Source organism: Bacillus sp. EB V-12 (assembly GCF_056158125.1).
Window position 1 is genome coordinate 690,626 of sequence record NZ_JBUXJL010000003.1, and the last position, 21,227, is coordinate 711,852.

The window sequence follows — 21,227 nt, forward strand, 5'->3', positions numbered from 1 at the left end:
TTCTACATATCCTATTCCATAATTACTCCTAAAATAGAATAATATTACTAATGATTTATTGTAAATTGACTATTTGCCAGGTAACCGAATGTCGCGCCAGCTAACTACATCGCATTGGCCAAATTCATTATTACCTACCGCGATCACCGTGCCGTCTGATTTTAGTCCGACTGTATGTGCACAACCAGCCGCTATCGCTACAATATCTCTCCAATCACTTACGTTACATTGACCATACTCATTCCAACCCACTGCCACCACGGTACCGTTTGATTTAAGTCCGATTGTATGATTCGTACCAGCCGCTATTGCTACAATATCTCGCCAGCCACTTACATCACACTGGTTATGTTTATCATTCCCCACTGCTGTCACCGTACCGTCTCGTTTAAGACCAACAGTATGAAGATACCCAGCCTTGACCGCTACAATACCTCGCCAGCTACTTACATTGCATTGACCATATCGATTATTCCCCACAGTCGTCAATGTGCCGTCCAATTTAAGACCGACTGTATGCCAGTCACCCGCTGTGACTGCCACAATACCTTGCCAACTGCTTACATTGCATTCTCCTTCTTTATTTCGGCCCACCGCTACTACCGTGCCATCCGATTTCAGGCCAATAGTACGACGCCACCCTGCCGCAACCGCTACAATATTATGCCAATCGTTTACATCACATTGTTCATGCTTATTCCAACCCACTGCTACCGCAGTACTGTCACATGTAAGACCGATTGTATGAGCATTACCCGTGTTCGTTGCCATATGAACATTGCCCACTGCGACTGCTTCAATATCTCGCCAGCCACTTACATTACATTCCCCTTCTTTATTCCGGCCCACCGCTACTACCGTGCCATCCGATTTCAGGCCAACTGTATGACAACGCCCCGCCGCTATCATATCTTTGGGCCATCGCTTCACTTTTTCTTTCGATAAAAGGTAATCCATGTTTTACCTCCTTGCATATAAGCAACTGTATCATAATAGATATTTTTATCAAATTTCATTATAAATCTACATTTACAAAGAAAGCTTATTGTACTTCTTCAAAAAATAAAAACCTCCAGTTTAAATACTAGAGGTTTTCTCGTTATTTCTTCAAGCGTTCAATAAAATCGTTCAATTTATCTAGCGATTTCATATTCTGATTGCAAGCTACACCATCTTTGCAAATGTAGTTTCCCTTTTTAACGAAAGTTCCTGGTACATCGCCTTTAATTTCAACTAAAAACATTCCTACTTCTTCATGTCCATGACATAACGAACAAATGCTTTTTTTATTTAAACTTTGGAACGTTCCTTGCAGACCAACAAATTTATTTTTATCATTTTTCGCTATAATAAATTTCCTGCTTGACCCCTTATCAATCCAGCTTAAATAAGATATTTCTTTCATATCCATTTCTTCCATATCAGGAAGTTTTAACTTTTTCGCTTTAGGAAATAATTTTTTTAATGTTTGTGCTGTAACTTCTTGAAACGGAATTACATACGGATTTATTTTCATTAAAAATGATTCTGCATCTTCTCTATTTTGAACTGTTAATACCGTATCAATTAACTCTTTCTGTTCATCCGTTAAATTCTCAAATACATGTATTATCTTTTCAATCGCAAGCGATTTTAACGCTTGAATTACACCTCTATCATTTGCCGTTGCATGCCCGTTTGCTAAAATATAAGCTTGTGATTTTATAAAATTATATTGATCACTTCTAATAAACGCTTCCATCTTTATCACTCCATACAAATTGTTGATCTAGTTTTATTGTATACAATGATTACGTTTTTTGATATGTAAAAGATAACTTAGAAACAAACATTACATATATCACTTATTCTCTACCGCTGCATTTCCTGACAAAAGAAGCCATCATCTGTTTTCCATTCCGCATATAATACGTCTTCAAATTTAGTAATTCCTTTTTGCTTTATTTGTTTATAAAGCCATCCTTCATCAAATCCCGCTTCCCTCAAATTATCCTTAACTACTTTTCCATCACTAATTAATGAAATTGGTAAGTATACAGGCTTATGTTTTAAACTTAAATCATTTATAGTAGGAGATTCGTATTTACTTTTTTTCAGAACGCTTATGTTTCCGTTCGGTTCCAATATCATATATTCAACTTCTCGGATTGAAAATATATCTTTTTGTTGCCTAAGCATTTGTTGTAATTGGTTTATATCCAAATGATTTACGCTTAATTGTTCACGATCAATCTTTCCATTACGAATAATAATTGAAGGATATCCTTCAAAAAACCTTCTTGTTCCTCTTACTTTTTGTGTTATCACTTCTATAGTATAAATTAAAATTACCCAAACAAATACTGAATATAAAATAGACCATACTTTAATTTTAGGATCATATATTGAATTTCCAACGAGCTCACCTAGGACGATTGCAGAAATAAAATCAAATGGCGTTAGCTGAGATATTTGTGTTTTCCCTAATATTTTTGTAGCAATTAATAGAACAAAAAAACCAACTAAAAGCTCTATCGTTATTTGTCCAATATGATTCATATATGTTCACCTTTCTACTTTTCAAATGCTCTGTATACCATTTAATAAAAAAACGGCACATTTTTTCTATTATCATGCCCATTCACACCTCATATATCCAATACATATAAAACAAAAAGAGTCTGATTCAAAGTAATATATGAATCAGACTCTTTTCCTCTTATTTAGAATACACAATCTTTTTAATCGTTTCCCCAGAAAGAAAATATTCTTCTGCAAGTTGATGAATAGCAATCCCACTTTTAAAAGCTTCTTTAATTGCTTTATTTCTTTCATCTAGTTGTTTTCTTCCGCCAGATCGTGTACCCCATTTATAATGTTTCGTTTCTTGTTTCGGAATGTAAATTGTTTCACCTTGTATATACTTTTGAATTTCAGTAATTAAACTCTCCGGTAAAACAGCATTAGCTTTTACGTATTTCATTTCTGCTCGCCCCTTATTTTTTATGGTTCATTTCAATAAGGTGCAAAGCCAAATATAAAAAATGATACGAGCTCATATAGGCGATTGTATATTACTTGTCTACCTCACGCAAAGTATCGCCATTTCCATACTTGGCTTTGCATGAGACGTTGCAGTGTCTGGCAATTGAATTATAATCGCCATATAAACACCTCCTAATATACCTTTTGTATTTTATTATATGATAAATTCCTTCTCCTTGCATCCACACCCTTCTTAAAGCACGAAATTACTTAGTTTGATATAATACTTTTTAATTGAATCAAAAATCATTGTGAGGTTACATTATGAAGAAAAAAATTATCATTACAATCGTTACACTATTCTTTATTATCACGGCATTATTCGGAACATACAAATTGATGAACGCAAGAAGCTTTCAATTATTTGGATATTTAACACAACGTGTAGAAACAAATGAAAAAGTGATCGCTTTAACTTTTGATGATGGCCCTACTAACAATGTAAAACAAATATTACCGCTACTAGATAAATACAACGCTAAAGCTACTTTCTTTTTAATTGGAAATGAATTAGAGAAAAATCTATCGTTAGGTGAAGCTATCGCGCAATCTGGGCACCAACTTGGAAACCATACATATTCTCATAATAGAATGGTTTTCAAAACACCTTCTTTTATTAAAGGTGAAATAGAAAAAACGAATTCATTAATCCGCCAAACAGGATTTACAGGCGAAATTGATTTTAGGCCCCCTAACGGTAAGAAGTTAATAGGGCTGCCATATTATTTAAATAAAAACAATATCGAAACAATCACATGGGATCTTGAGCCCGATACTTTTTATAAATCTGCGGCTGATAAAATTAAATACGTTAATAAAAATGTAAAACCAGGTTCTATCATTTTACTGCACTCTATGTATGATGAGTCTAATGAAAATTTACAAACGATTGAAGGTATTTTAGATTCTTTATCTAAGAAGGGCTATCAGTTCGTAACAGTAAATGAATTGCAAAAAAGAGCAAAATAAAAAGGTAGCGTATCTTTGTATGATACGCTACCTTTCTTTTTATATAATGCCAAGTACATTTAAGAATACGATAATAATCGCAATTGGTGCGATATAACGAAGTAAGAATAACCATAATACGAATAGTTTATAACCTTTATTTTTACTTACACCTAGCTCTTTCATTAATACATCTTTCTTCATTTTTAAAGGAACAAAGATAGAAACTAATAATACACCAAGTGGCATTAATACGTTACTTACTGCATAGTCCGCTAAATCAAAGACTGTCTTCCCGAAAATCTTCAGATCACTTAATATACCGAATGATAATGCTGATGGTACCCCAACAACGAAGATTAATAACCCTACGATTAAGGCCATTTTTTCACGTTTCCCTTTACCTTTTGATGTTAACGATGCAACACTAATTTCTAACATCGAAATTGCTGATGTAATCGTAGCGAAGAAGAATAGTAATAAGAAAACAATGAAGAATAATTTTCCGAACGCCATTTTACTGAAAATAGCTGGCAACACGATAAATAATAGTCCCGGCCCTTGAGATGGTTCCATTCCAAATGCGAACACAACTGGGAAAATTGCAAGTCCTGCAAGTAATGTAATAACAAGAGTTAAGGCTACGATAGAAAATGCTGAACGTGGTAAGCTTTCTTCTTTCGGTAAGTATGAGCTATACGTTACCATAACGGCTACCCCGACAGATAATGAGAAGAACGATTGCCCCATTGCGTATAATATAACTTCTGATGTTACATGTGAGAAATCAGGTTGTAAGAAGAAACGAACGCCTTCTCCAGCACCATCTAATGTAAGTGCACGAACGATTAATACAAAGAATAAAACGAATAATGCTGGCATGAAATATTTATTTACTTTTTCAACACCATTTTGTACACCTTTACTTACGATGAAAATAGTAATAAGGATGAATAATAGCTGTGATCCAACTGCTAAATATGGATTGGAAATGATTTCACCAAACGTAGCTTCGTATGCTCCATTTCCTTCCCATAGTCTACCTGTAATTGCATTCCATAAATATAATAAAATCCAGCCTCCTACAACACTGTAGAAAGAAAGTAATATGAAACATGTTACAATTCCTAATTTACCTAACCAAGGCCATAACGTTTTAGGAGCAATCTCTCTATATGCATCGACAGCCTCTTTTTGTGTACTTCTTCCAATAACAAATTCAGCTAATAATAGCGGTAAACCAATTAATAATGTGAAACCGATGAAAATTAGGAAGAACGCTCCGCCTCCTCCAATGCCGGCCATATATGGGAATTTCCAAATCGCCCCAAGACCAATTGCCGAACCTGCTGCAGCTAATACGAAACCTAATTTCGATGTCCATTGCTGTGAATTCATTTGTTAATCTCCTCTCTATCTCTTTTTCTTTATTACAATTCGGTATTTATATTGTTCTATCAATACTCTTTTCTAATACATTCACTTCCTCCCTAATAATAAAAAAACGCCCCTACGTAAATACGTAGGGACGACAAAATTATCGCGGTACCACCCTAGTTGTGAAGAACACTAAGAAACCACCTAAATAAAAACGCCCCTACGCAAAAACGTAGGGACGATAAAATATCGCGGTACCACCCTAGTTATGAAGCCACACCAAAGTTAGAACCTAAATAAAAAACGTCCCTACGTAAATACGTAGGGACGATAAATATCGCGGTACCACCCTAGTTGTGAAAAAATCTTCACCACTTTATTTGATAACGGTATAAACTACCGTCTTTCATTTCCTCAAAATATGAGATTTATGAAAGATGCTCCAGGACGAACTTCATGAATAATCTATATACTGATTCACACCAACCATCAGCTCTCTGAAATAGGGAGATATTCACTACTATACCCTTTCATTGCCCAAATATTATTTTCCGAATTGATTACTATCATTTTTATCACACATTAAAAATAGTGTCAACTTATATTTCGAATTTTTATGTATTACAATCTATTTGAAAATTCGAAATATAAGTTTTAGTTTAGAAAACAAGTAGCTTAGTACATAACGAATTCTAACAGGCAATAGAAAAAGAATTACGTATTATTGATACTTATTCAATAATACAAATCATCTAGAAACATAACCTGTCTCTCTGTATTCATTTTTTAAGAGTTTGATGGATACCAAGAAAATTTCGCATCACTATCCAGTGGTCTATTTTTCGTTTCTTCTTTAATTACACGAAACCATTCATTTAGAATTTGAGTTTTGGGCAATTGAGCAGCAAGGCTATCTTCCCAAATTATATGTGAGAACCAGGCTTTCGTTTCCCATTCAAACTGCAATTGTGCGAACGAAATTATAGGGTGATCAGCTCCACGAAATTGCTCATTTACTGCATTTGAAACTTCTGGAGCTTGCGGTAACAACTCGTTCTGAATTCTATTTCTTATCGTCTCATTTTCTAGCTGATCCCAGAAATACAATTGCCCATTTATTTGATAAAAAATATCAAATGAAGCCTCACCTTTCTTCAAATTCAATAACACGAAGGCACGTTCCACATCATTGTCAGCCGCTTTTACAGCATTAACAATTATATTTTGTGCCATTGATACCCAGTAACTAGTCGCTTCCTCTACCGGTGATTCAACATACAATTCTTCACTTAATTCATGAAGAGTAGCTTCTTGCTCATTTACTTTTTCAACTTTTTTAAAAAACCTATTAAAAAACCCCATAACTTCCCCCTTATTACTATTTTCTATTTCACAAAATAAAAAATAGATTTTTCTTGCTCATCCACATTTACTCCTGGCGCGTATGTATGAACTTGTTGCAACACTTCTTCTATTAGCAACTCTAACTCCTGCACACTTTTTTCTGGATTCCCTATTAATGTGTCCGCCATACGTTCATATAATTTTTCAGGTTTAATAGTCATTCGTTCCACATTATTAGGCATCCATTTAAACGCTGGATGATGTACGTACATTTTATTCAAACCAAATAAAACACCCAATATGTTCCTTTGTACTTCGCAAATAACGTCATAAAGCATAAGCCAATCTTTCCGTTTTAAAAGCGCCTTTCGATTGTGCCAACGATTACTTAACCATAGATTTTCTGAAATCATCCGTTTTGCTAGTTCATCTGGATATGCCGCTACTTTTTCTTTTAATTCATTCACTTTCCCTTCTCCATACAAACTAACACCATCATGAATGGATGATACAATACATTGTTTTTCATAACTTATATCATATTGATCCACCACATCCGAAATCACTTTCTCTACTGTCTCTGTTAAAAAGTTACTAATCTCTAATTTAATTCCCTCTTTCGTTAAATACGTTTCCGACCATTCTTCTTCCTCATACGGATGATACGATAATATTTTCCCATCAATATGATAAATAGGGGCCCTACGATCCTCATCTTCCGGCGGTGTTGACCATAAAATATGTAATTCTATATCTGAATGTTCATCTTCAAGCCTTCTAGCTACTGAACCCGCTAAAATAATAGCTTCTACTTTCGGATTTTTCCTATAAATCTCTGACATCTCTATCGCTTTCTCTTTTAATCCCATTTCATTTCCCCCTAAAATTGCAGTAATCCCCTATATTTCATTTATCTATTTCGATATTACAGCTTGCATTACCTTTTCAAATTCCTACTTAATCATATTTCTATCCAATAGCGCTGAATAACTTCACCAGTACGAGAAGAAACTACTTCATTTTCTAACACACCTCCAACCTTTTGAATCGTTTTAGCAGAACCGATATTGGATTTATCGCAAGTTATTAATACTTTCTGCAATCCTAATTTTTGCGCTTCAGCTAATGCAAGTTGTAGTTGTTTCGTAGCGTAACCGTGGCGACGTTTATTCGGATGGACACTATATCCAATATGACCACTTTCCCGTAATAATTCTGGATTTAATCTATGTCTAATATTCACAAAACCTATAAGTTCCCCTTTTTCAAAACTTAAAAACTGACTAGATGGCACTCGATTAGCTAGTAAGTTTTCTCCTAGTTCTTGTTTACTCACTTTTTCAAACCATTCATCAAGAGAATCAAAGTTTTGTAAAGAACTACTTCCATGTGGTTGTTCCCCTGAGTGTAAAAACGCTCGTCTATACGCCGTAATATGCTCACTATATTCATGGATTGGTTTTAATAGTTTCATTGTTCTTCTCCCCCTCTTCATTCCATAAAACAAACACCTTAATAGCAGCTATTCACTATTAAGGTGTTTCTATCCTTTTTATTCAAATAACCCCATGCTCAAATAACGTTCACCTGTATCAGGCGCAATACATAAAACTTTTTTATCAACGCCTAGGCGTTTCGCTATCATGATTGCAGCGTAAACAGATGCTCCAGAAGATGGCCCAACTAATAATCCTTCTTGTCTAGCTAAGTTTCTCATTGTCGTTAAAGCCTCTTCATCTGCAATTTGAATAATTTCGTTATACACTTCTGTATTTAAGTTTTTCGGAATAAATCCTGGGCTTGTTCCTACTAGTTTATGAGGACCTGGTACACCACCGGATAAAACGGGAGATCCTTTCGGTTCCACTACTGCAATATATAAGTTTGGTAATTTCTCTTTTAACGTTTCACCAGTCCCTGTAATCGTTCCGCCTGTTCCTGCCGTTGCAACAAAAGCGTCCAGCTCTCCATCCATTTGTTCGTAAATTTCAAGCGCAGTCGTATAACGGTGAATATTCGGATTAGCTGGGTTTTCAAATTGTTGCGGAATAAAACTATTCGGTATTTGCTTTTGCAATTCTAACGCCTTCGCAATTGCTCCTGGCATTCTTTGTTCTGCTGGTGTTAAAACTACTTCTGCTCCGTATGCTTTCAATAAATTAATACGCTCTTTTGACATATTATCTGGCATAATTAAAATCGCTTTATACCCTTTAGCTGCTGCATTCATCGCTAAACCAATCCCTGTATTCCCGCTTGTCGGTTCAATAATTGTATCTCCTGGTTTGATGAGACCATTTTCTTCTGCAACGTGAAGTAAATTATAAGCAGCACGGTCTTTCACACTGCGCGATGGATTAAACATTTCTAGTTTCACATACACATCTGCTGCGTCTTCCGGAATAAATTTAGATAATCGGACGACAGGTGTATCCCCTATTAATTCCGTAACGTTTTCACACAATTTCATAGCGCATCCCCTATTCTATCGTTTTCTTATCACTTGGCAGTAACCATGAAGTGAGTCCAATTAATGGTAGACAACTACATAATAGCATAATAAATTGCAGGCTATATATATCTGCTAATTTCCCAAGAACTACAGCACCTAATGCTCCAAGTCCAAATGCAAGACCTACGATTAATCCTGACACCATTCCCACTTTTCCAGGCACAAGCTCTTGTGCATATACAACAATTACACTAAAACTACTTGAACTAATAAAACCGATACATAAAAATAACGGTACGACCCACACAAGTGAGACATGTGGTAATAACAGTGCAAGTGGCGCTGAACCTAACATTGAAAATACGATGATATTTTTCTTACCAAATCGATCTGCTAACGGTCCTCCGAAGAAAGTGCCTAACACACCAGCAATCATAAATGCGAATACGAAATACTGGGCATTTTTTATAGATAAACCGTAATGCTCTATTAAGTAAAATTGATAGAAATTCCCGATACCAGCACCGTACCAAGAGCGTACAAAAGTAAGAAAAACAAGAAGTATAATAACGAATTTAATGTGTGTACTTACAATTGCATTTTCCGCCTCAAGTGCAGCCCTCTTCTTCCTTCTTACAGCACCGGTTGCTAATTCATTTTTGTACCAATTCGATACGAAAATTAATAATGCAATTCCTACTGCTGCAAATGCTGTAAAACCCAATGAACCAATTTGACCGAGTGGAACGAAAATTAGCGCTGTAAAAATAGGAGCTAAAGAATTCCCCGTGTTTCCCCCAACTTGATAAATCGCTTGCGCTAACCCTCGTTTTGCACCTGCCGCCATATACGCAACACGAGCGCCTTCTGGATGAAAGACTGCGGAACCTAAACCAATAAATAAAACAGAAATAATAACAATAATAAAGTTTGGTGCAAACGCGAGTCCAATCATTCCAAGCATACTTGAAAACATGCCGAGTGGTAATAAAAATGGTGACGGCTTCTTATCTGAATACATACCAAACACCGGTTGCATAATCGATGACGTCATATTTAACGCAAACGCAATCCACCCTACTTGCATATAGGATAAATTCATCGTTTTTTCCAAAATAGGAAACAACGCCGGCACAACTGCTTGCATCGAATCATTTAAAAAATGTCCAAAGCTAATCGCAAATAATATTCGATATATTGTCGGTGTTTCTACTGTGTTTTTTTGCGAAACTGCCTGCATATGTGAATCGCTCCTTTCTGTACAAAAAATATATTTATTACAGTAGGTGTAATAAATTCTGACTTTTGAAACATTTCTATTCTATACTGCTTTCATTTCTTTTTCCAGAAATATAACTTAACTCCCATCATTGACTTGCATCCTTGTAACTTTCAGCAGTAAAACATTATAGAAAAAGGCAACCCAATCACAAACTGGGTTGCCTCTTACATTAAATTGCAAAACGCTTATACTTCTCGTAATCGCTCGTCTTACATTCCACTTCTAGTTTCGTACCTTCATTTTCATAACTCGTTGATAAAACGTGCGCATGATTATTGAAATACGAAACTACCTGTCCTTGATCATACGGAATTAACATTTCACATTTCGTATATTCTTTATAAATATGGGAACGAATCATTTCTACAAGCTCTTCCATTCCAACATGTTTCTTCGCAGATAAATACACGCGGTCTTCTTGTACTTTCGGAATTTCAACATCCACCATATCTGATTTGTTATAAGCATAGATCGTTGGAATATTTTCTACTCCAATTTTCTTTAACGTTTCATTTGTAATATCAATTAATTGTTCATAATTTGGATTTGCGTAATCTACGACGTGAATAAGTAAATCTGCTTCCGCTACTTCTTCTAACGTTGAACGGAACGCCTTCACAAGATGATGTGGTAATTTACTTACAAATCCAACTGTATCTGTTAATAAAAATGATTTATTATCTGGCAAATCAATATTTCGTACAGATGTTTCTAACGTCGCAAATAACATATCTTTTTCAAATACTTGCTTTTCTTCTGTACCATTATAAATTTCAAGCATTGCATTCATCGTCGTTGACTTTCCTGCATTCGTATAACCTACTAATGCTACAACAGGTATTTCATTTTTCTTACGTTGCTTTCGCTGTGTTTGACGCTGAGCAACGAGCGCTTCTAAATCTTTATTTAAAACTGAAATTTGTTCTTCAATTTTACGACGATCTAACTCTAACTTTTTCTCACCGACACCTTTATTTTTCGTACCAACGCCGCCGCTCTGTCTTCCTAACGATTCACGAAGACCGATTAAACGAGGCATCATGTACTGAAGATGTGCTACTTCTACTTGTAGCTGTGCTTCTTTCGTTTTCGCACGTTGCGCAAAAATATCTAAAATTAAAATGGTACGATCAATTACCTTACAATCTAAATCCTCTTCTAAATTTCGAATTTGTGAAGGAGATAATTCATCATTAAAGATGACCATATTCGCATCTATTTCGCGTACATACGCTGCTACTTCTTCAATCTTTCCTTTTCCGATATAATGCGACGGATTTACTCGTTGTAAATTTTGCGTTACTTGCCCAATTACCTCTACATCACAAGCTTCCGCAAGATTTGTTAACTCTTCCATCGAATACGCAAAATCATCTTCATTACCTACATTTACTCCAACTAAAACTGCTCTTTGTAATACTTCTTCCATATATTTATTCCTCCATTTCGATTACGTAAAATAAAAAACACAGGTCGCTGCCTGTGTTTTCGTAAACGGATAAGGGTTCACCAAAGAAATAGAAGAAAGCTATGCTTTCATCCTATTTTATAGTCAAAAAGTCCCAAGATCGTATACGTATCCACAATAAGCGTTCACCTATACAATCCCATTCTATTTATAAAGGCAAAACAAAAAGAGGGCGTATTCGTCCCTCCCTCTTTTTCACATATAAGCTTAATAAAGGGTTCCTTTAAAATAGGCAGACCAATCCCGTTCACTCTGTACACAGACAGAGCCTTTGAGCGCTATTCAATTATTGGCACAAAGTATTGAGACGTAATCTGATTAAGATCAAAGGAAGCCCCTCCGTTCATTTTAAGTTACATAAAGTGTAGCATAAGTAATTCGCTTTCACAAGGTTTAACAACCTATATCACACGAAAGAAAATCGTTATATTTTTACTTTAATCGTCATTTTTTGCGAGTTTTTCTCACAATAAAAATAACAAAAACAATCATCAATAACAAACCAATGGAAATAATAGCAACTTGCCGCCAATTTAAACCGCTCACCATCTCACCTTTTAAATCCACTTTCTTCGTCGGAACAGACTCTTTTGCAATTTGACTTAAAGCCGCTTTGTCCGCCCCTGCCTCATCCAATCTCTTCGTTCCACTACAACTATTTGTGTGTAATTGTTTTTCTGATCCTCTTTGAGTAGAAAATACTAAGTACCCTCCTCCTTCTACAAAGCGAAACATACAATCACCACCCTTTGTATATACGATAATTTGCGAAGAAGTTGTCCCTTTCCAAATTTTCTTCACTTCAAATAACACTTCAGTTCCAACCTCTTCTTTCCTTCCAACCTCAATTACTTTTCCCTCAAACACTACATCGTTTTTTTGAAATGCAGCTTCTGTTGATACTTTAATACAATCACAAGCATAAGATTTCTCAGGAAAAATAATAAGAATAAAGCTACAAATGATGACGACAGGAAACATGTGTAAAATCCTTTTCAAGGAGCTTAACTCCCTTCATTATCAATTTTAGAAACTTCTCGTATATTATTTTTACAGCACTCGCCAAATTCCTTCATAGTAAGTTAAGTATTATCGTTTTAATACAACAAAAATCTTTATTGACATTTTTATAACCTAATATTAGTATCAGGTTATAAAAAATAAAAGTTAGGAGATGTTCCTATGCATTCTAAATCTCGTATTACTGCAATTGGTACTTATGTTCCAGATCAAATATTGTCTAATAACGATTTAGAAAAGATGGTCCATACGAATGATGAATGGATTGTACAAAGAACAGGAATAAAGGAAAGAAGAATCGCTAGTGACGAAGAATACTCCTCAAACTTAGCCATTAAAGCAATTAAAAATTTATGTACAACATATAAGAAAAACTTAGAAGATGTCGACTGTATCATTGTCGCTACTACTACTGCTGATTACATTTTCCCTAGTGTCGCTTGCCAAATACAACAATACTTCAACATACCTCATACACTAGCTTTTGATTTAAATGCAACTTGTGCTGGTTTTACATATGGACTACACGTCGGTAATAGCTTAATCACTTCTGGATCACATGAAAAAGTACTTGTCGTAGCGACAGAGACATTATCTAAAGTTACTGATTATACCGATAGAACGACCTGTATTTTATTCGGTGATGGTGCTGGAGCTATTTTATTAGAAAGAGATGAAAACACCCCAAGCTTTATCGCTGCTCACATGGGAACAAACGGTGATGGCGGCATTCATCTATATAGAACAAACTTATCTACTACTATGAATGGCACACCACTGCAAACAAATGAAAAAATCGTTCAAAATGGAAGAGAAGTATATAAATGGGCAACACGCACAGTACCAAAAGGCATAAAAAATTTATTACATACCGTAAATATGCAAGTAGATGATATAGACTGGTTCATACCCCACAGCGCTAACTTACGAATGATCGAATCTATTTGCGAAAAATCTCAAATTCCAATACAAAAAACATTAACGAGCGTGGAATATATGGGGAATACCTCTTCAGTCACCATTCCACTCGCTTTAAATTTAGCTATAAAAGAAGGGAAATTAAATAATGGAGACACACTTTTACTATACGGATTTGGTGGCGGACTTACGCATTTAGGGCTTATTGTAGAGTGGAATTTAATTTAAGTGTATAAAAAGAGGTTCTAGTCAGTAACTAGAACCTCTTTTTCATTTAATTTCTTGCCCCTTTTCGAGACCATATCACAACAGGAATAAGTAATAACGCTAACACGCCTCCAGCCAATGACAATGCCGCATAACTTGAATTCGCTACTACCATACCTGACATTGCTCCACCAGAAGCTCCAGCTAGCGCAATAAAAACATCTATTTTCCCTTGTGTTTTAGCACGTGTAGACGGTGTTGTGGAATCAACGATTTGTGCTGTACCACTTATCAATCCGAGGTTCCATCCTAGCCCAAGTAAAGACAGAGCAACGATTAATAATAATAAAGAATCACTTGGCGCTATCGCAGCTATGACACCCGCTGCAAGTAAAATCACTCCACCAGCTATGCTCATTGTAGTTCGGCCAATTTTATCAATTAACATTCCTGTAACGAGAGATGGAAGATACATTGCACCTACATGAAAACCTATCACAAGTCCTACTGCACTTAAACCGTGACCGTGGTGTCCCATATGAACTGGCGTCATCGTCATAATCGCAACCATCACGATTTGCGTAAGTATCATTACGATTGCTCCAACTGTAATACCTCGTTTATTTTCTTTCGCTTCTTCTGTTATTGGTTGTCCTTTATATGTATGTTCCTGTTTATATCTTTCTATTATGTTAGCAATAATCAAAGGATCTGGACGAAGCATAACAAAAAGAACTAGACCCGCCAGTATAAATGCTGCTGCCGATAGTATGAACGGACCTGCAAGTTTAGGAACTCCAATTGAATGAGCAAAACTTCCCATTACCCCTACTAAATTTGGTCCTGCAACTGCACCGAAAGTCGTCATTACCATCGTAATACTAACAGCCGTTGCTCTCTGTTTCTTATCTGCTAAATCTGTACCTGCATAACGAGTTTGTAGATTCGTGGCTGTACCGGCACCATATATAAGTAAAGAAATAAGTAAAAGAATAATACTATTTGTTAAAGCTGCCATTACAACACCAATTGCTCCAAATCCACCTACTATAAACCCTGTTGCAAGGCCTATCCGGCGTCCATATCGTTGCGAAAGCTTCCCTACTATGAAAGCTGCTAATGCCGATCCTAATGTAAACATAGCAGTTGGTAATCCTGCAAACGCATCTGTTCCAAGCATTTGCTGCGCAAGAAGTGCTCCCACTGTAATACCAGCAGCTAGTCCTGCACCGCCAAACATTTGTGAAATGCTGACGATTATTAACGTTCGTTTGTATAGTTTTTGTTGCTCTTCTTCTGTGTACACATGATTATCTATTAAAGCCCCTGCCTTATCTAGCAATTCCCCATCCTCCTTTTAAAATTAATCCCTCTTGTTAATGTACTATGTATAACGTTACATATTCAATGGCATTTTCCATTCCTTCCTTTCATTCTAAAAAACTTTCTAATCATACTCGACTTATCCCATGCTATATTAAAAATACTACTATTCACAATAGGCAAGGAGGAAACAATGAAAAAACAGGCTAATAGCAGCCTGTTTCCCTTTACACTTCTTCTACTATCCTTCCCCTTCTCTTTTTACTCAAAGCTCTTCCTTCCCAAAACAACAAACTTACGAAAGCACAAATTAAAATAATTGGCACACTTGCTTTATATAAATCTGTAAAACTCATTGCCATCTGATTCTTGGCATAATGATTCACATCATTCGAAAATGTGAGTACCTCTTTCTTTATACTTTCCTCTTGTTTTTCAACTTCTTTTGTTACTTGCCTCATAACTTCTTCTCTTTTTACATCCCTATATTCTACTGGAACTTTTCTTAATATTTCATCCGTCTTGTCGCGAATCAATTCTTCCTTTTTCTCTTTACTTAATCCCATTGTCATTGCATTTTGTTTCTTATTTATATTCGACTCTAAACTTTGATTCTCTATTTTTTCTTTAGTCATTTGTAAAATTTCAGTTTGCTCAGTACTATTCACATGAATATTCCGCACCTTTTCTTCTGCATAATGATATACTTTTTCTTTATTTATAGTTAAATTATGAGTTAAGTTAGAGACAAATATTGCGACCGCCAATACAATTCCAACCTGTCGTAACATTGATACAACACTTTGAGAAGCAGTTAATAATTCTCCTTCAAACGAAGACGCACTTAAAACTGTAATTGGCCCCACTACTAAACCATATCCAACACCTAATATCATACATGGAATAATAATTTCTATATTTGTTGAATGAACATCAATCATTTGCAACCAATAGTAGGAAAGCCCCATAATAAGAAATCCTGACAAAATAATAGTTACTTTCCCGAGTTTTTTAATTAAAGTTGCTGCAACTGGTGAGACAAAAAATATCATTGCTGAAATAGGTGTCACTAAAAAAGCCGCTTCAATTTCCGTTCGACCTTGTAGTTTCGTCAAGAACGTTGGAAGCAATACAGTAACTCCAATTAAAAATAAATTACTTAATATAACAACGATAGACGCTCCGACAAACATTCGATCTTGAAATAACTTTAAATTCACCATTGGGTTATGAATCTTTCGTTCTACTAAAATAAATAGAATAAGAGAAATAGTGCTAATTGCATAACAAGACAAAGCAATATTACTTTGCCATCCCCATGTATTACCTTTTACTAATATGAGAGTAAATGAAAAAATTGCTGTGCTACTTAATAGTAGTCCTATCCAATCTATTTTTGAGATAATACGTTCTTCATTTTTTATTTGTAGCATGATGCAACATAACACGATTCCTATTATACAAACCGGAACATTAACGAAGAACACCCATCTCCATCCTAAATTTTGCGTAATAATTCCACCTATTACTGGTCCCATAGCAGCTGACAATCCTTGTGTTACTCCTAAAATTGCAAGCGCAACATGCCTCTTAGCTAACGGCATAGCTGATACACCAATTACCATACTTGTTGGAAATAAAATTGCTGCCCCAATACTTTGTATAAAACGAGAAAAAATAAGAAAATCACCTGTATTAGCAAAAGCGCAAAGTACCGATCCACCACCAAAAATCACCAGACCAAGAATATACATCTTTGCTTTTCCAAAAATATCAGCTATCCGCCCTAACGGAATGGCAAGTACTGCAATCGTCATTGTATAAACATTTAATACCCAAGACATCTTTTCTAATGAAGTATTTACACTCGATTGTATTGCCGGTAAAGCTATATTCATAATTGTCGTATCAATCATACAAAGAAAGATACCTAGACACATTAAAAAGACAATCTTAATACCCTTTGATTGCTCCATCTTTATATACCCCTTTATTTATTGTGAATGCGTTTTTCATTCTTCTGTTTTATTGTTTTCTTTCGCCTCTAACTCTTCTAATTTTCTCTTCAAAGTCTCCACTTGTGCACTATACGATGCAATACCTACATCTAGTGAAATTTCTTCGACGAAAGTAATACCTACTCTCCACTTTTCATATTTCAATCGAAGATCTGCAATGTACGCTTCTTTTCTTTCAATTTCATCTTTAATCCATTTTTTTATTGTCACATCATCACTATAGTTGCCAAAATACATTCTCATTAAAAAATCCGAACGTAAAACATCCTTCTCTACAGGCGTCTGCATGTATTGATAAAACTCTTCACGTCCTTCATCTGTAATAAAGTACATTTTCTTATTCGGTTTCCCCTCTTGCATGACAACCTCTTTTTTTATTTTCCCTTCATTCTCCAATTGTCGTAACGTTGGATAAATCATTCCAAAACTTCCATCAAAAAAATGAGTAAATACGTCTTCAAACACAATTTTAATATCGTAACCAGACAATTCCTTTTCCATTAATAAACCTAAAACAACATCTCTTCCCTTCAAAGTAAAACCCCCACATAGTATATAATCAATAATCATATTAACAATGTTAATATGATTATTGATTATATACCTTATTCTGTTAATTGTAAAATGTTTCTAAATAAAAAAGCCCCATAATTTGGTTTCACCAATTCACAGGACCATTTTCTTTTTTACTCTTTAACACCTACATCTTGCAAAACTTCAATATCCTCTTTCATTTCATAATAATAAGAAGGCAATTCTATACCATGTTCTAAGAAATAATCCTCAATGAATGAAATAATGATTTTTAACGTTTTCACACGGGCATACAATTTATCGTTACTTTCAATAATATGCCACTTCGCATTTGGCTTACTTGTTTTTTCAAACATGTCTTCCATTGCTTCAACATATTCATCCCATTTTTCACGATTACACCAATCTTCGTCTGTAATTTTCCACCTTTTTAAAGGATTTTTCTCTCTATCTTTAAATCTCTTTAACTGTTCCTCTTTACTTATATGGTAGAAGAACTTCCCTATTATGTAATGGTCATCTGTTAGTAGTTTTTCAAAATCATTAATCTCATCATATGCTCTCATCCACTCTTCCTTTGTAGCAAATCCTTCAACACGCTCAACTAACACACGACCGTACCATGAGCGATCAAAAATGGTGATTTGCCCGTACTGTGGAATTTTGCGCCAGAAACGTTGCAAATAATGGTAACGTTTTTCATGAGGTGCAGGCGCTCCAATTGGATTTACTTGGAACCCACGCGGGTCAAGATGTTCCGTCACCCGCTTAATTGCCCCACCTTTACCAGCCGCATCCCATCCTTCCATAACAAGCATAACCGCGATTTTTTCTTCTTTCAAAATTTGCTGTAATGCTAATAAGCGCCTTTGATATTTTTCGAGTTTCTTGTTGTACTTAGATTTTGATTCAATTTTTTTCGTTAAGTCTACTTTAGCAAGATGTCCATTTTCCATAAAACAAATCCCCCTTGTTGTATGACAATGTTATTTTAACATATTTTTGGGAATTTTTTCATATCCTAAAAAGCTGTGTAGAAACATCTCTACACAGCTTCCTTCTCTAATTTCACATATATAAGCACATTTAACTACATTAAAATAAATAATTTATACGGAACTCTTAGGAAATTCTTTTTATTAAAACGTAAAAATAGCCCTTTTAAAAAGAGCGGCAATCTAAGTATAGAAAGAAAAAATAAATTTATTCTTTCTTTCTACATACGTAATGATGCCAGCTATAAGAGTAGTGAATAAGATATTAATTCACTACTCACAATACCCACTTTACATTATATGGTATATTCACTCGTAAAAAGAAGATAATAACAAGTAAATCCATTAAAGAATGGGAGCTCTAAAAAATGAAACGAAAAATATTAACTCTCTTTACGCTTATATGTTTAGCACTACCAATGCAAGCTAATGCTTACACATTTCAGTCACTGCCGATTGCGTCAAAGTCTAAACAATGGTATGTCGAAATTGATAAATCTCATAACTCAAACAAGCAAGCAATTCAGCCAAAACAAGGTGTATTTGATACGTATAGTTTACTCGTAAAAAACATTGGTCATGATGTATCAAATGTATCTGTGGAAATACTTGATAACAACCCTACCTCTAAAGCTACCTTTAAACCTACTACACCTAATGAAAATATTTCTAAAAGTCATACAAGCTTTGACTACATGGTGTTCCCATTAGACTTTAATAGTCATAATTTTAAAGTTGTGATCACTTGGGAAGAAAAGAATTTCTCTTATAACGGCCATCCGGTAAATGAAGGTAAAAAAATGAAACAAACATTTGTATTTAATGAAGAATAAGTCCTAATTTCTTTAGGGCTTATTCTTCATTTTTGAAACCTGCTTGTATCGCTTCCGTCACTTCTTTTGTGATTTCTAATTTTGTTGCTTCCATACTAATTTTTTTGTGCCAAATGTGTATGGAAGGCTTTTCATTACAAAGATGTTTTATTAATACTAGTTGATTATATGCTAAGTTATTTTCTATATAGGTCTAGCCCTCTTTTCTCATATAATCAATTAAATCGACGAATACTCGGTACAGACAATGCTATTCCAATTGTTAAAATTACTAAACTAGCTAGTGTTATAATAGTTATCTCGCCACCTATGACAGTAGCTAACCAGCCTACAACTACATACCCTACTGGCAATAAAGCAAAAGAACCCAACATATCAAGGCTTGCCACTCTTCCGAATGCTTCTTCTGGTACAAGCTCCTGTAAACTCGTTTCCCAAATGAGTCCAAATATCATCATGCCAAATCCTTCAATTGCCATTAAGAATATTAAAGCGGGTGCCCAAGAAATGAATGGCATAATTAATAAAGCAATGCCACTCATTAAAACACCTCCATAAGCCAGTAATCCTCTCTTATGCCACAGCTCTTTCCCACCAAATATTAATGCGGCAATTACAGCCCCACCACCAGAAAAGGCCATGCCAAGTCCATACACGTAAGCTTCAAAATGATGATGAACATTAAATAACCATGGAATTAATACGACGATAATGCCGGCATAACAAATATTTATAAAAGAAAAAACTAAAATTGTAATCCACAGCCACGGATGACTTTTTAAAACTAAAACACCTTCTATAAACTCTTGTTTGTAATTAAGCTTACTCTTTTCAATGGGTTTTACTTTTTTAAACTTAATTTCTTTTAAAAATAATAAACATAAAAATGATAATAAGTACGTTGCTGCATCTAGTCCGAAACCTATCCCTGCAGATGCAACCGATACGATTAACCCACCAAGTGCTGGCCCAATTAATCGTATACCTTGATTACTCATTTGAGTAAGTGCGTTAGCTGCATTACGAATTTCAGGGACGAATACTTTCGCCCTTACAGCAGAATATGCTGGTTGGAATATCCCTTCCATAAGTCCGTATATAGCAACGAGAATATATAAAATTGTAATTGTTAATAAATCCATAAATATAAGCGATGCAAGTAATAGCATTAATATACAGCGGATTATATCCGTAAATAACATTAACCTAACCCGATCAATTCGATCTACAATTAAACCCGCAAACGGTAAAGCAAGAATATTAGGTAGCATGTACATTGCCATCGTCATCCCCATTACAACTGTTGAACCAGTTAATGAATACACAACAACTGGAAGTATGACCATAGTTATCGAACTACCTAAGGCCGAAAGTAATTGTCCAATCCATAAAAACTTAAAGTGCGTTGATACTTTAACTGGTAATAATAATTTTCCAATATAACCTAAACTTTTCTCCTTTTGTATTTCCCCTTGCATGTCTCT

Annotated in this window: 20 protein-coding genes and 1 other annotated feature; of the genes, 3 read left to right on the top strand and 17 right to left on the bottom strand. The window is 35.0% G+C overall.

From position 1 onward, the window contains the following. Positions 1 to 69: 69 nt before the first annotated feature. The 4 genes from ACZDYH_RS15050 to ACZDYH_RS15065 all read right to left on the bottom strand — a co-directional run bounded on the left by ACZDYH_RS15050 (position 70) and on the right by ACZDYH_RS15065 (position 2,962). Positions 70 to 957: an RCC1 domain-containing protein gene (locus ACZDYH_RS15050; RefSeq protein WP_000385092.1), complete on the bottom strand. Its 888-nt coding sequence runs from the start codon at positions 955 to 957 to the stop codon at positions 70 to 72. Positions 958 to 1,099: 142 nt separating this feature from the next. Continuing rightward, positions 1,100 to 1,741 (bottom strand): FusB/FusC family EF-G-binding protein, encoded by a 642-nt coding sequence (locus tag ACZDYH_RS15055; protein WP_000387074.1) that lies wholly within the window; start codon positions 1,739 to 1,741, stop codon positions 1,100 to 1,102. Between the two features lie 110 nt (positions 1,742 to 1,851). Beyond that, on the bottom strand, positions 1,852 to 2,538 hold the full coding sequence (locus ACZDYH_RS15060) for a DUF421 domain-containing protein (RefSeq protein WP_001015543.1): 687 nt from the start codon (positions 2,536 to 2,538) through the stop codon (positions 1,852 to 1,854). A 160-nt stretch (positions 2,539 to 2,698) separates the two neighbouring features. Further along, positions 2,699 to 2,962, bottom strand: a complete 264-nt coding sequence (locus ACZDYH_RS15065) for a CD3324 family protein (RefSeq protein ID WP_000878325.1) — start codon at positions 2,960 to 2,962, stop codon at positions 2,699 to 2,701. Between the two features lie 326 nt (positions 2,963 to 3,288). Here ACZDYH_RS15065 and ACZDYH_RS15070 point away from each other — a divergent pair, with 326 nt between their 5' ends. Beyond that, positions 3,289 to 3,993: a polysaccharide deacetylase family protein gene (locus ACZDYH_RS15070; protein WP_061113561.1), complete on the top strand. Its 705-nt coding sequence runs from the start codon at positions 3,289 to 3,291 to the stop codon at positions 3,991 to 3,993. Positions 3,994 to 4,032: 39 nt separating this feature from the next. Here ACZDYH_RS15070 and ACZDYH_RS15075 read toward each other — a convergent pair whose 3' ends face one another. The 8 genes from ACZDYH_RS15075 to ACZDYH_RS15110 all read right to left on the bottom strand — a co-directional run bounded on the left by ACZDYH_RS15075 (position 4,033) and on the right by ACZDYH_RS15110 (position 12,894). Then, positions 4,033 to 5,370 (bottom strand): sodium-dependent transporter, encoded by a 1,338-nt coding sequence (locus tag ACZDYH_RS15075; RefSeq protein ID WP_001088187.1) that lies wholly within the window; start codon positions 5,368 to 5,370, stop codon positions 4,033 to 4,035. 299 nt (positions 5,371 to 5,669) lie between these two features. After that, positions 5,670 to 5,892: a binding site (T-box leader), on the bottom strand. 243 nt (positions 5,893 to 6,135) lie between these two features. Beyond that, complete coding sequence (locus ACZDYH_RS15080; RefSeq protein ID WP_000505545.1) at positions 6,136 to 6,711, bottom strand: hypothetical protein; 576 nt, start codon at positions 6,709 to 6,711, stop codon at positions 6,136 to 6,138. A gap of 23 nt (positions 6,712 to 6,734) precedes the next feature. Further along, positions 6,735 to 7,562 (bottom strand): DUF4037 domain-containing protein, encoded by an 828-nt coding sequence (locus ACZDYH_RS15085; RefSeq protein WP_000523182.1) that lies wholly within the window; start codon positions 7,560 to 7,562, stop codon positions 6,735 to 6,737. A 92-nt stretch (positions 7,563 to 7,654) separates the two neighbouring features. Continuing rightward, on the bottom strand, positions 7,655 to 8,167 hold the full coding sequence (locus ACZDYH_RS15090) for a GNAT family N-acetyltransferase (protein ID WP_061113559.1): 513 nt from the start codon (positions 8,165 to 8,167) through the stop codon (positions 7,655 to 7,657). 78 nt (positions 8,168 to 8,245) lie between these two features. Further along, positions 8,246 to 9,163: a cysteine synthase A gene (cysK, locus tag ACZDYH_RS15095; protein ID WP_474886529.1), complete on the bottom strand. Its 918-nt coding sequence runs from the start codon at positions 9,161 to 9,163 to the stop codon at positions 8,246 to 8,248. Positions 9,164 to 9,173: 10 nt separating this feature from the next. After that, positions 9,174 to 10,385, bottom strand: coding sequence for an MFS transporter (locus ACZDYH_RS15100; RefSeq protein WP_001149412.1), 1,212 nt, complete (start codon positions 10,383 to 10,385; stop codon positions 9,174 to 9,176). A 211-nt stretch (positions 10,386 to 10,596) separates the two neighbouring features. Continuing rightward, positions 10,597 to 11,856, bottom strand: coding sequence for a GTPase HflX (hflX, locus tag ACZDYH_RS15105; protein WP_000393291.1), 1,260 nt, complete (start codon positions 11,854 to 11,856; stop codon positions 10,597 to 10,599). 483 nt (positions 11,857 to 12,339) lie between these two features. Then, positions 12,340 to 12,894: a cobalamin biosynthesis protein CbiN gene (locus tag ACZDYH_RS15110; protein WP_042866697.1), complete on the bottom strand. Its 555-nt coding sequence runs from the start codon at positions 12,892 to 12,894 to the stop codon at positions 12,340 to 12,342. 183 nt (positions 12,895 to 13,077) lie between these two features. Between ACZDYH_RS15110 and ACZDYH_RS15115 the strand changes: the two genes are divergently transcribed. Further along, positions 13,078 to 14,061 carry a ketoacyl-ACP synthase III gene (locus ACZDYH_RS15115; protein ID WP_016122277.1) on the top strand — a complete coding sequence of 328 codons (984 nt, stop codon included), beginning with the start codon at positions 13,078 to 13,080 and terminating at the stop codon, positions 14,059 to 14,061. A gap of 46 nt (positions 14,062 to 14,107) precedes the next feature. Here ACZDYH_RS15115 and ACZDYH_RS15120 read toward each other — a convergent pair whose 3' ends face one another. The 4 genes from ACZDYH_RS15120 to ACZDYH_RS15135 form a co-directional block, all read right to left on the bottom strand. Then, positions 14,108 to 15,382, bottom strand: a complete 1,275-nt coding sequence (locus tag ACZDYH_RS15120; RefSeq protein ID WP_474886531.1) for an MFS transporter — start codon at positions 15,380 to 15,382, stop codon at positions 14,108 to 14,110. A gap of 208 nt (positions 15,383 to 15,590) precedes the next feature. Then, the gene (locus ACZDYH_RS15125) at positions 15,591 to 17,339 is read right to left on the bottom strand and encodes an MDR family MFS transporter (RefSeq protein WP_474886533.1); all 1,749 of its coding nucleotides are present in this window, start codon (positions 17,337 to 17,339) and stop codon (positions 15,591 to 15,593) included. A 36-nt stretch (positions 17,340 to 17,375) separates the two neighbouring features. Then, a complete protein-coding gene (locus ACZDYH_RS15130) occupies positions 17,376 to 17,915 on the bottom strand; it encodes a PadR family transcriptional regulator (RefSeq protein WP_006916931.1) in 540 nt (179 codons plus the stop codon). A gap of 152 nt (positions 17,916 to 18,067) precedes the next feature. Continuing rightward, entirely contained in the window at positions 18,068 to 18,871 is an 804-nt protein-coding gene (locus tag ACZDYH_RS15135) for a polyphosphate kinase 2 family protein (RefSeq protein WP_474886535.1), read from the bottom strand. Positions 18,872 to 19,278: 407 nt separating this feature from the next. Between ACZDYH_RS15135 and ACZDYH_RS15140 the strand changes: the two genes are divergently transcribed. After that, positions 19,279 to 19,743, top strand: a complete 465-nt coding sequence (locus tag ACZDYH_RS15140; protein WP_049107139.1) for a hypothetical protein — start codon at positions 19,279 to 19,281, stop codon at positions 19,741 to 19,743. 215 nt (positions 19,744 to 19,958) lie between these two features. Here ACZDYH_RS15140 and ACZDYH_RS15145 read toward each other — a convergent pair whose 3' ends face one another. Further along, positions 19,959 to 21,221: an MFS transporter gene (locus tag ACZDYH_RS15145; protein ID WP_063547024.1), complete on the bottom strand. Its 1,263-nt coding sequence runs from the start codon at positions 21,219 to 21,221 to the stop codon at positions 19,959 to 19,961. Positions 21,222 to 21,227 lie beyond the last annotated feature (6 nt).

Excerpts from the sequence above, each read along its gene's own strand:
- ACZDYH_RS15050 (WP_000385092.1), bottom strand. The coding sequence starts at position 957 with ATGGATTACCTTTTATCGAAAGAAAAAGTGAAGCGATGGCCCAAAGAT.
- ACZDYH_RS15055 (WP_000387074.1), bottom strand. The coding sequence starts at position 1,741 with ATGGAAGCGTTTATTAGAAGTGATCAATATAATTTTATAAAATCACAA.
- ACZDYH_RS15060 (WP_001015543.1), bottom strand. The coding sequence starts at position 2,538 with ATGAATCATATTGGACAAATAACGATAGAGCTTTTAGTTGGTTTTTTT.
- ACZDYH_RS15065 (WP_000878325.1), bottom strand. The coding sequence starts at position 2,962 with ATGAAATACGTAAAAGCTAATGCTGTTTTACCGGAGAGTTTAATTACT.
- ACZDYH_RS15070 (WP_061113561.1), top strand. The coding sequence starts at position 3,289 with ATGAAGAAAAAAATTATCATTACAATCGTTACACTATTCTTTATTATC.
- ACZDYH_RS15075 (WP_001088187.1), bottom strand. The coding sequence starts at position 5,370 with ATGAATTCACAGCAATGGACATCGAAATTAGGTTTCGTATTAGCTGCA.
- ACZDYH_RS15080 (WP_000505545.1), bottom strand. The coding sequence starts at position 6,711 with ATGGGGTTTTTTAATAGGTTTTTTAAAAAAGTTGAAAAAGTAAATGAG.
- ACZDYH_RS15085 (WP_000523182.1), bottom strand. The coding sequence starts at position 7,562 with ATGGGATTAAAAGAGAAAGCGATAGAGATGTCAGAGATTTATAGGAAA.
- ACZDYH_RS15090 (WP_061113559.1), bottom strand. The coding sequence starts at position 8,167 with ATGAAACTATTAAAACCAATCCATGAATATAGTGAGCATATTACGGCG.
- cysK (WP_474886529.1), bottom strand. The coding sequence starts at position 9,163 with ATGAAATTGTGTGAAAACGTTACGGAATTAATAGGGGATACACCTGTC.
- ACZDYH_RS15100 (WP_001149412.1), bottom strand. The coding sequence starts at position 10,385 with ATGCAGGCAGTTTCGCAAAAAAACACAGTAGAAACACCGACAATATAT.
- hflX (WP_000393291.1), bottom strand. The coding sequence starts at position 11,856 with ATGGAAGAAGTATTACAAAGAGCAGTTTTAGTTGGAGTAAATGTAGGT.
- ACZDYH_RS15115 (WP_016122277.1), top strand. The coding sequence starts at position 13,078 with ATGCATTCTAAATCTCGTATTACTGCAATTGGTACTTATGTTCCAGAT.
- ACZDYH_RS15125 (WP_474886533.1), bottom strand. The coding sequence starts at position 17,339 with ATGGAGCAATCAAAGGGTATTAAGATTGTCTTTTTAATGTGTCTAGGT.
- ACZDYH_RS15135 (WP_474886535.1), bottom strand. The coding sequence starts at position 18,871 with ATGGAAAATGGACATCTTGCTAAAGTAGACTTAACGAAAAAAATTGAA.
- ACZDYH_RS15140 (WP_049107139.1), top strand. The coding sequence starts at position 19,279 with ATGAAACGAAAAATATTAACTCTCTTTACGCTTATATGTTTAGCACTA.
- ACZDYH_RS15145 (WP_063547024.1), bottom strand. The coding sequence starts at position 21,221 with ATGCAAGGGGAAATACAAAAGGAGAAAAGTTTAGGTTATATTGGAAAA.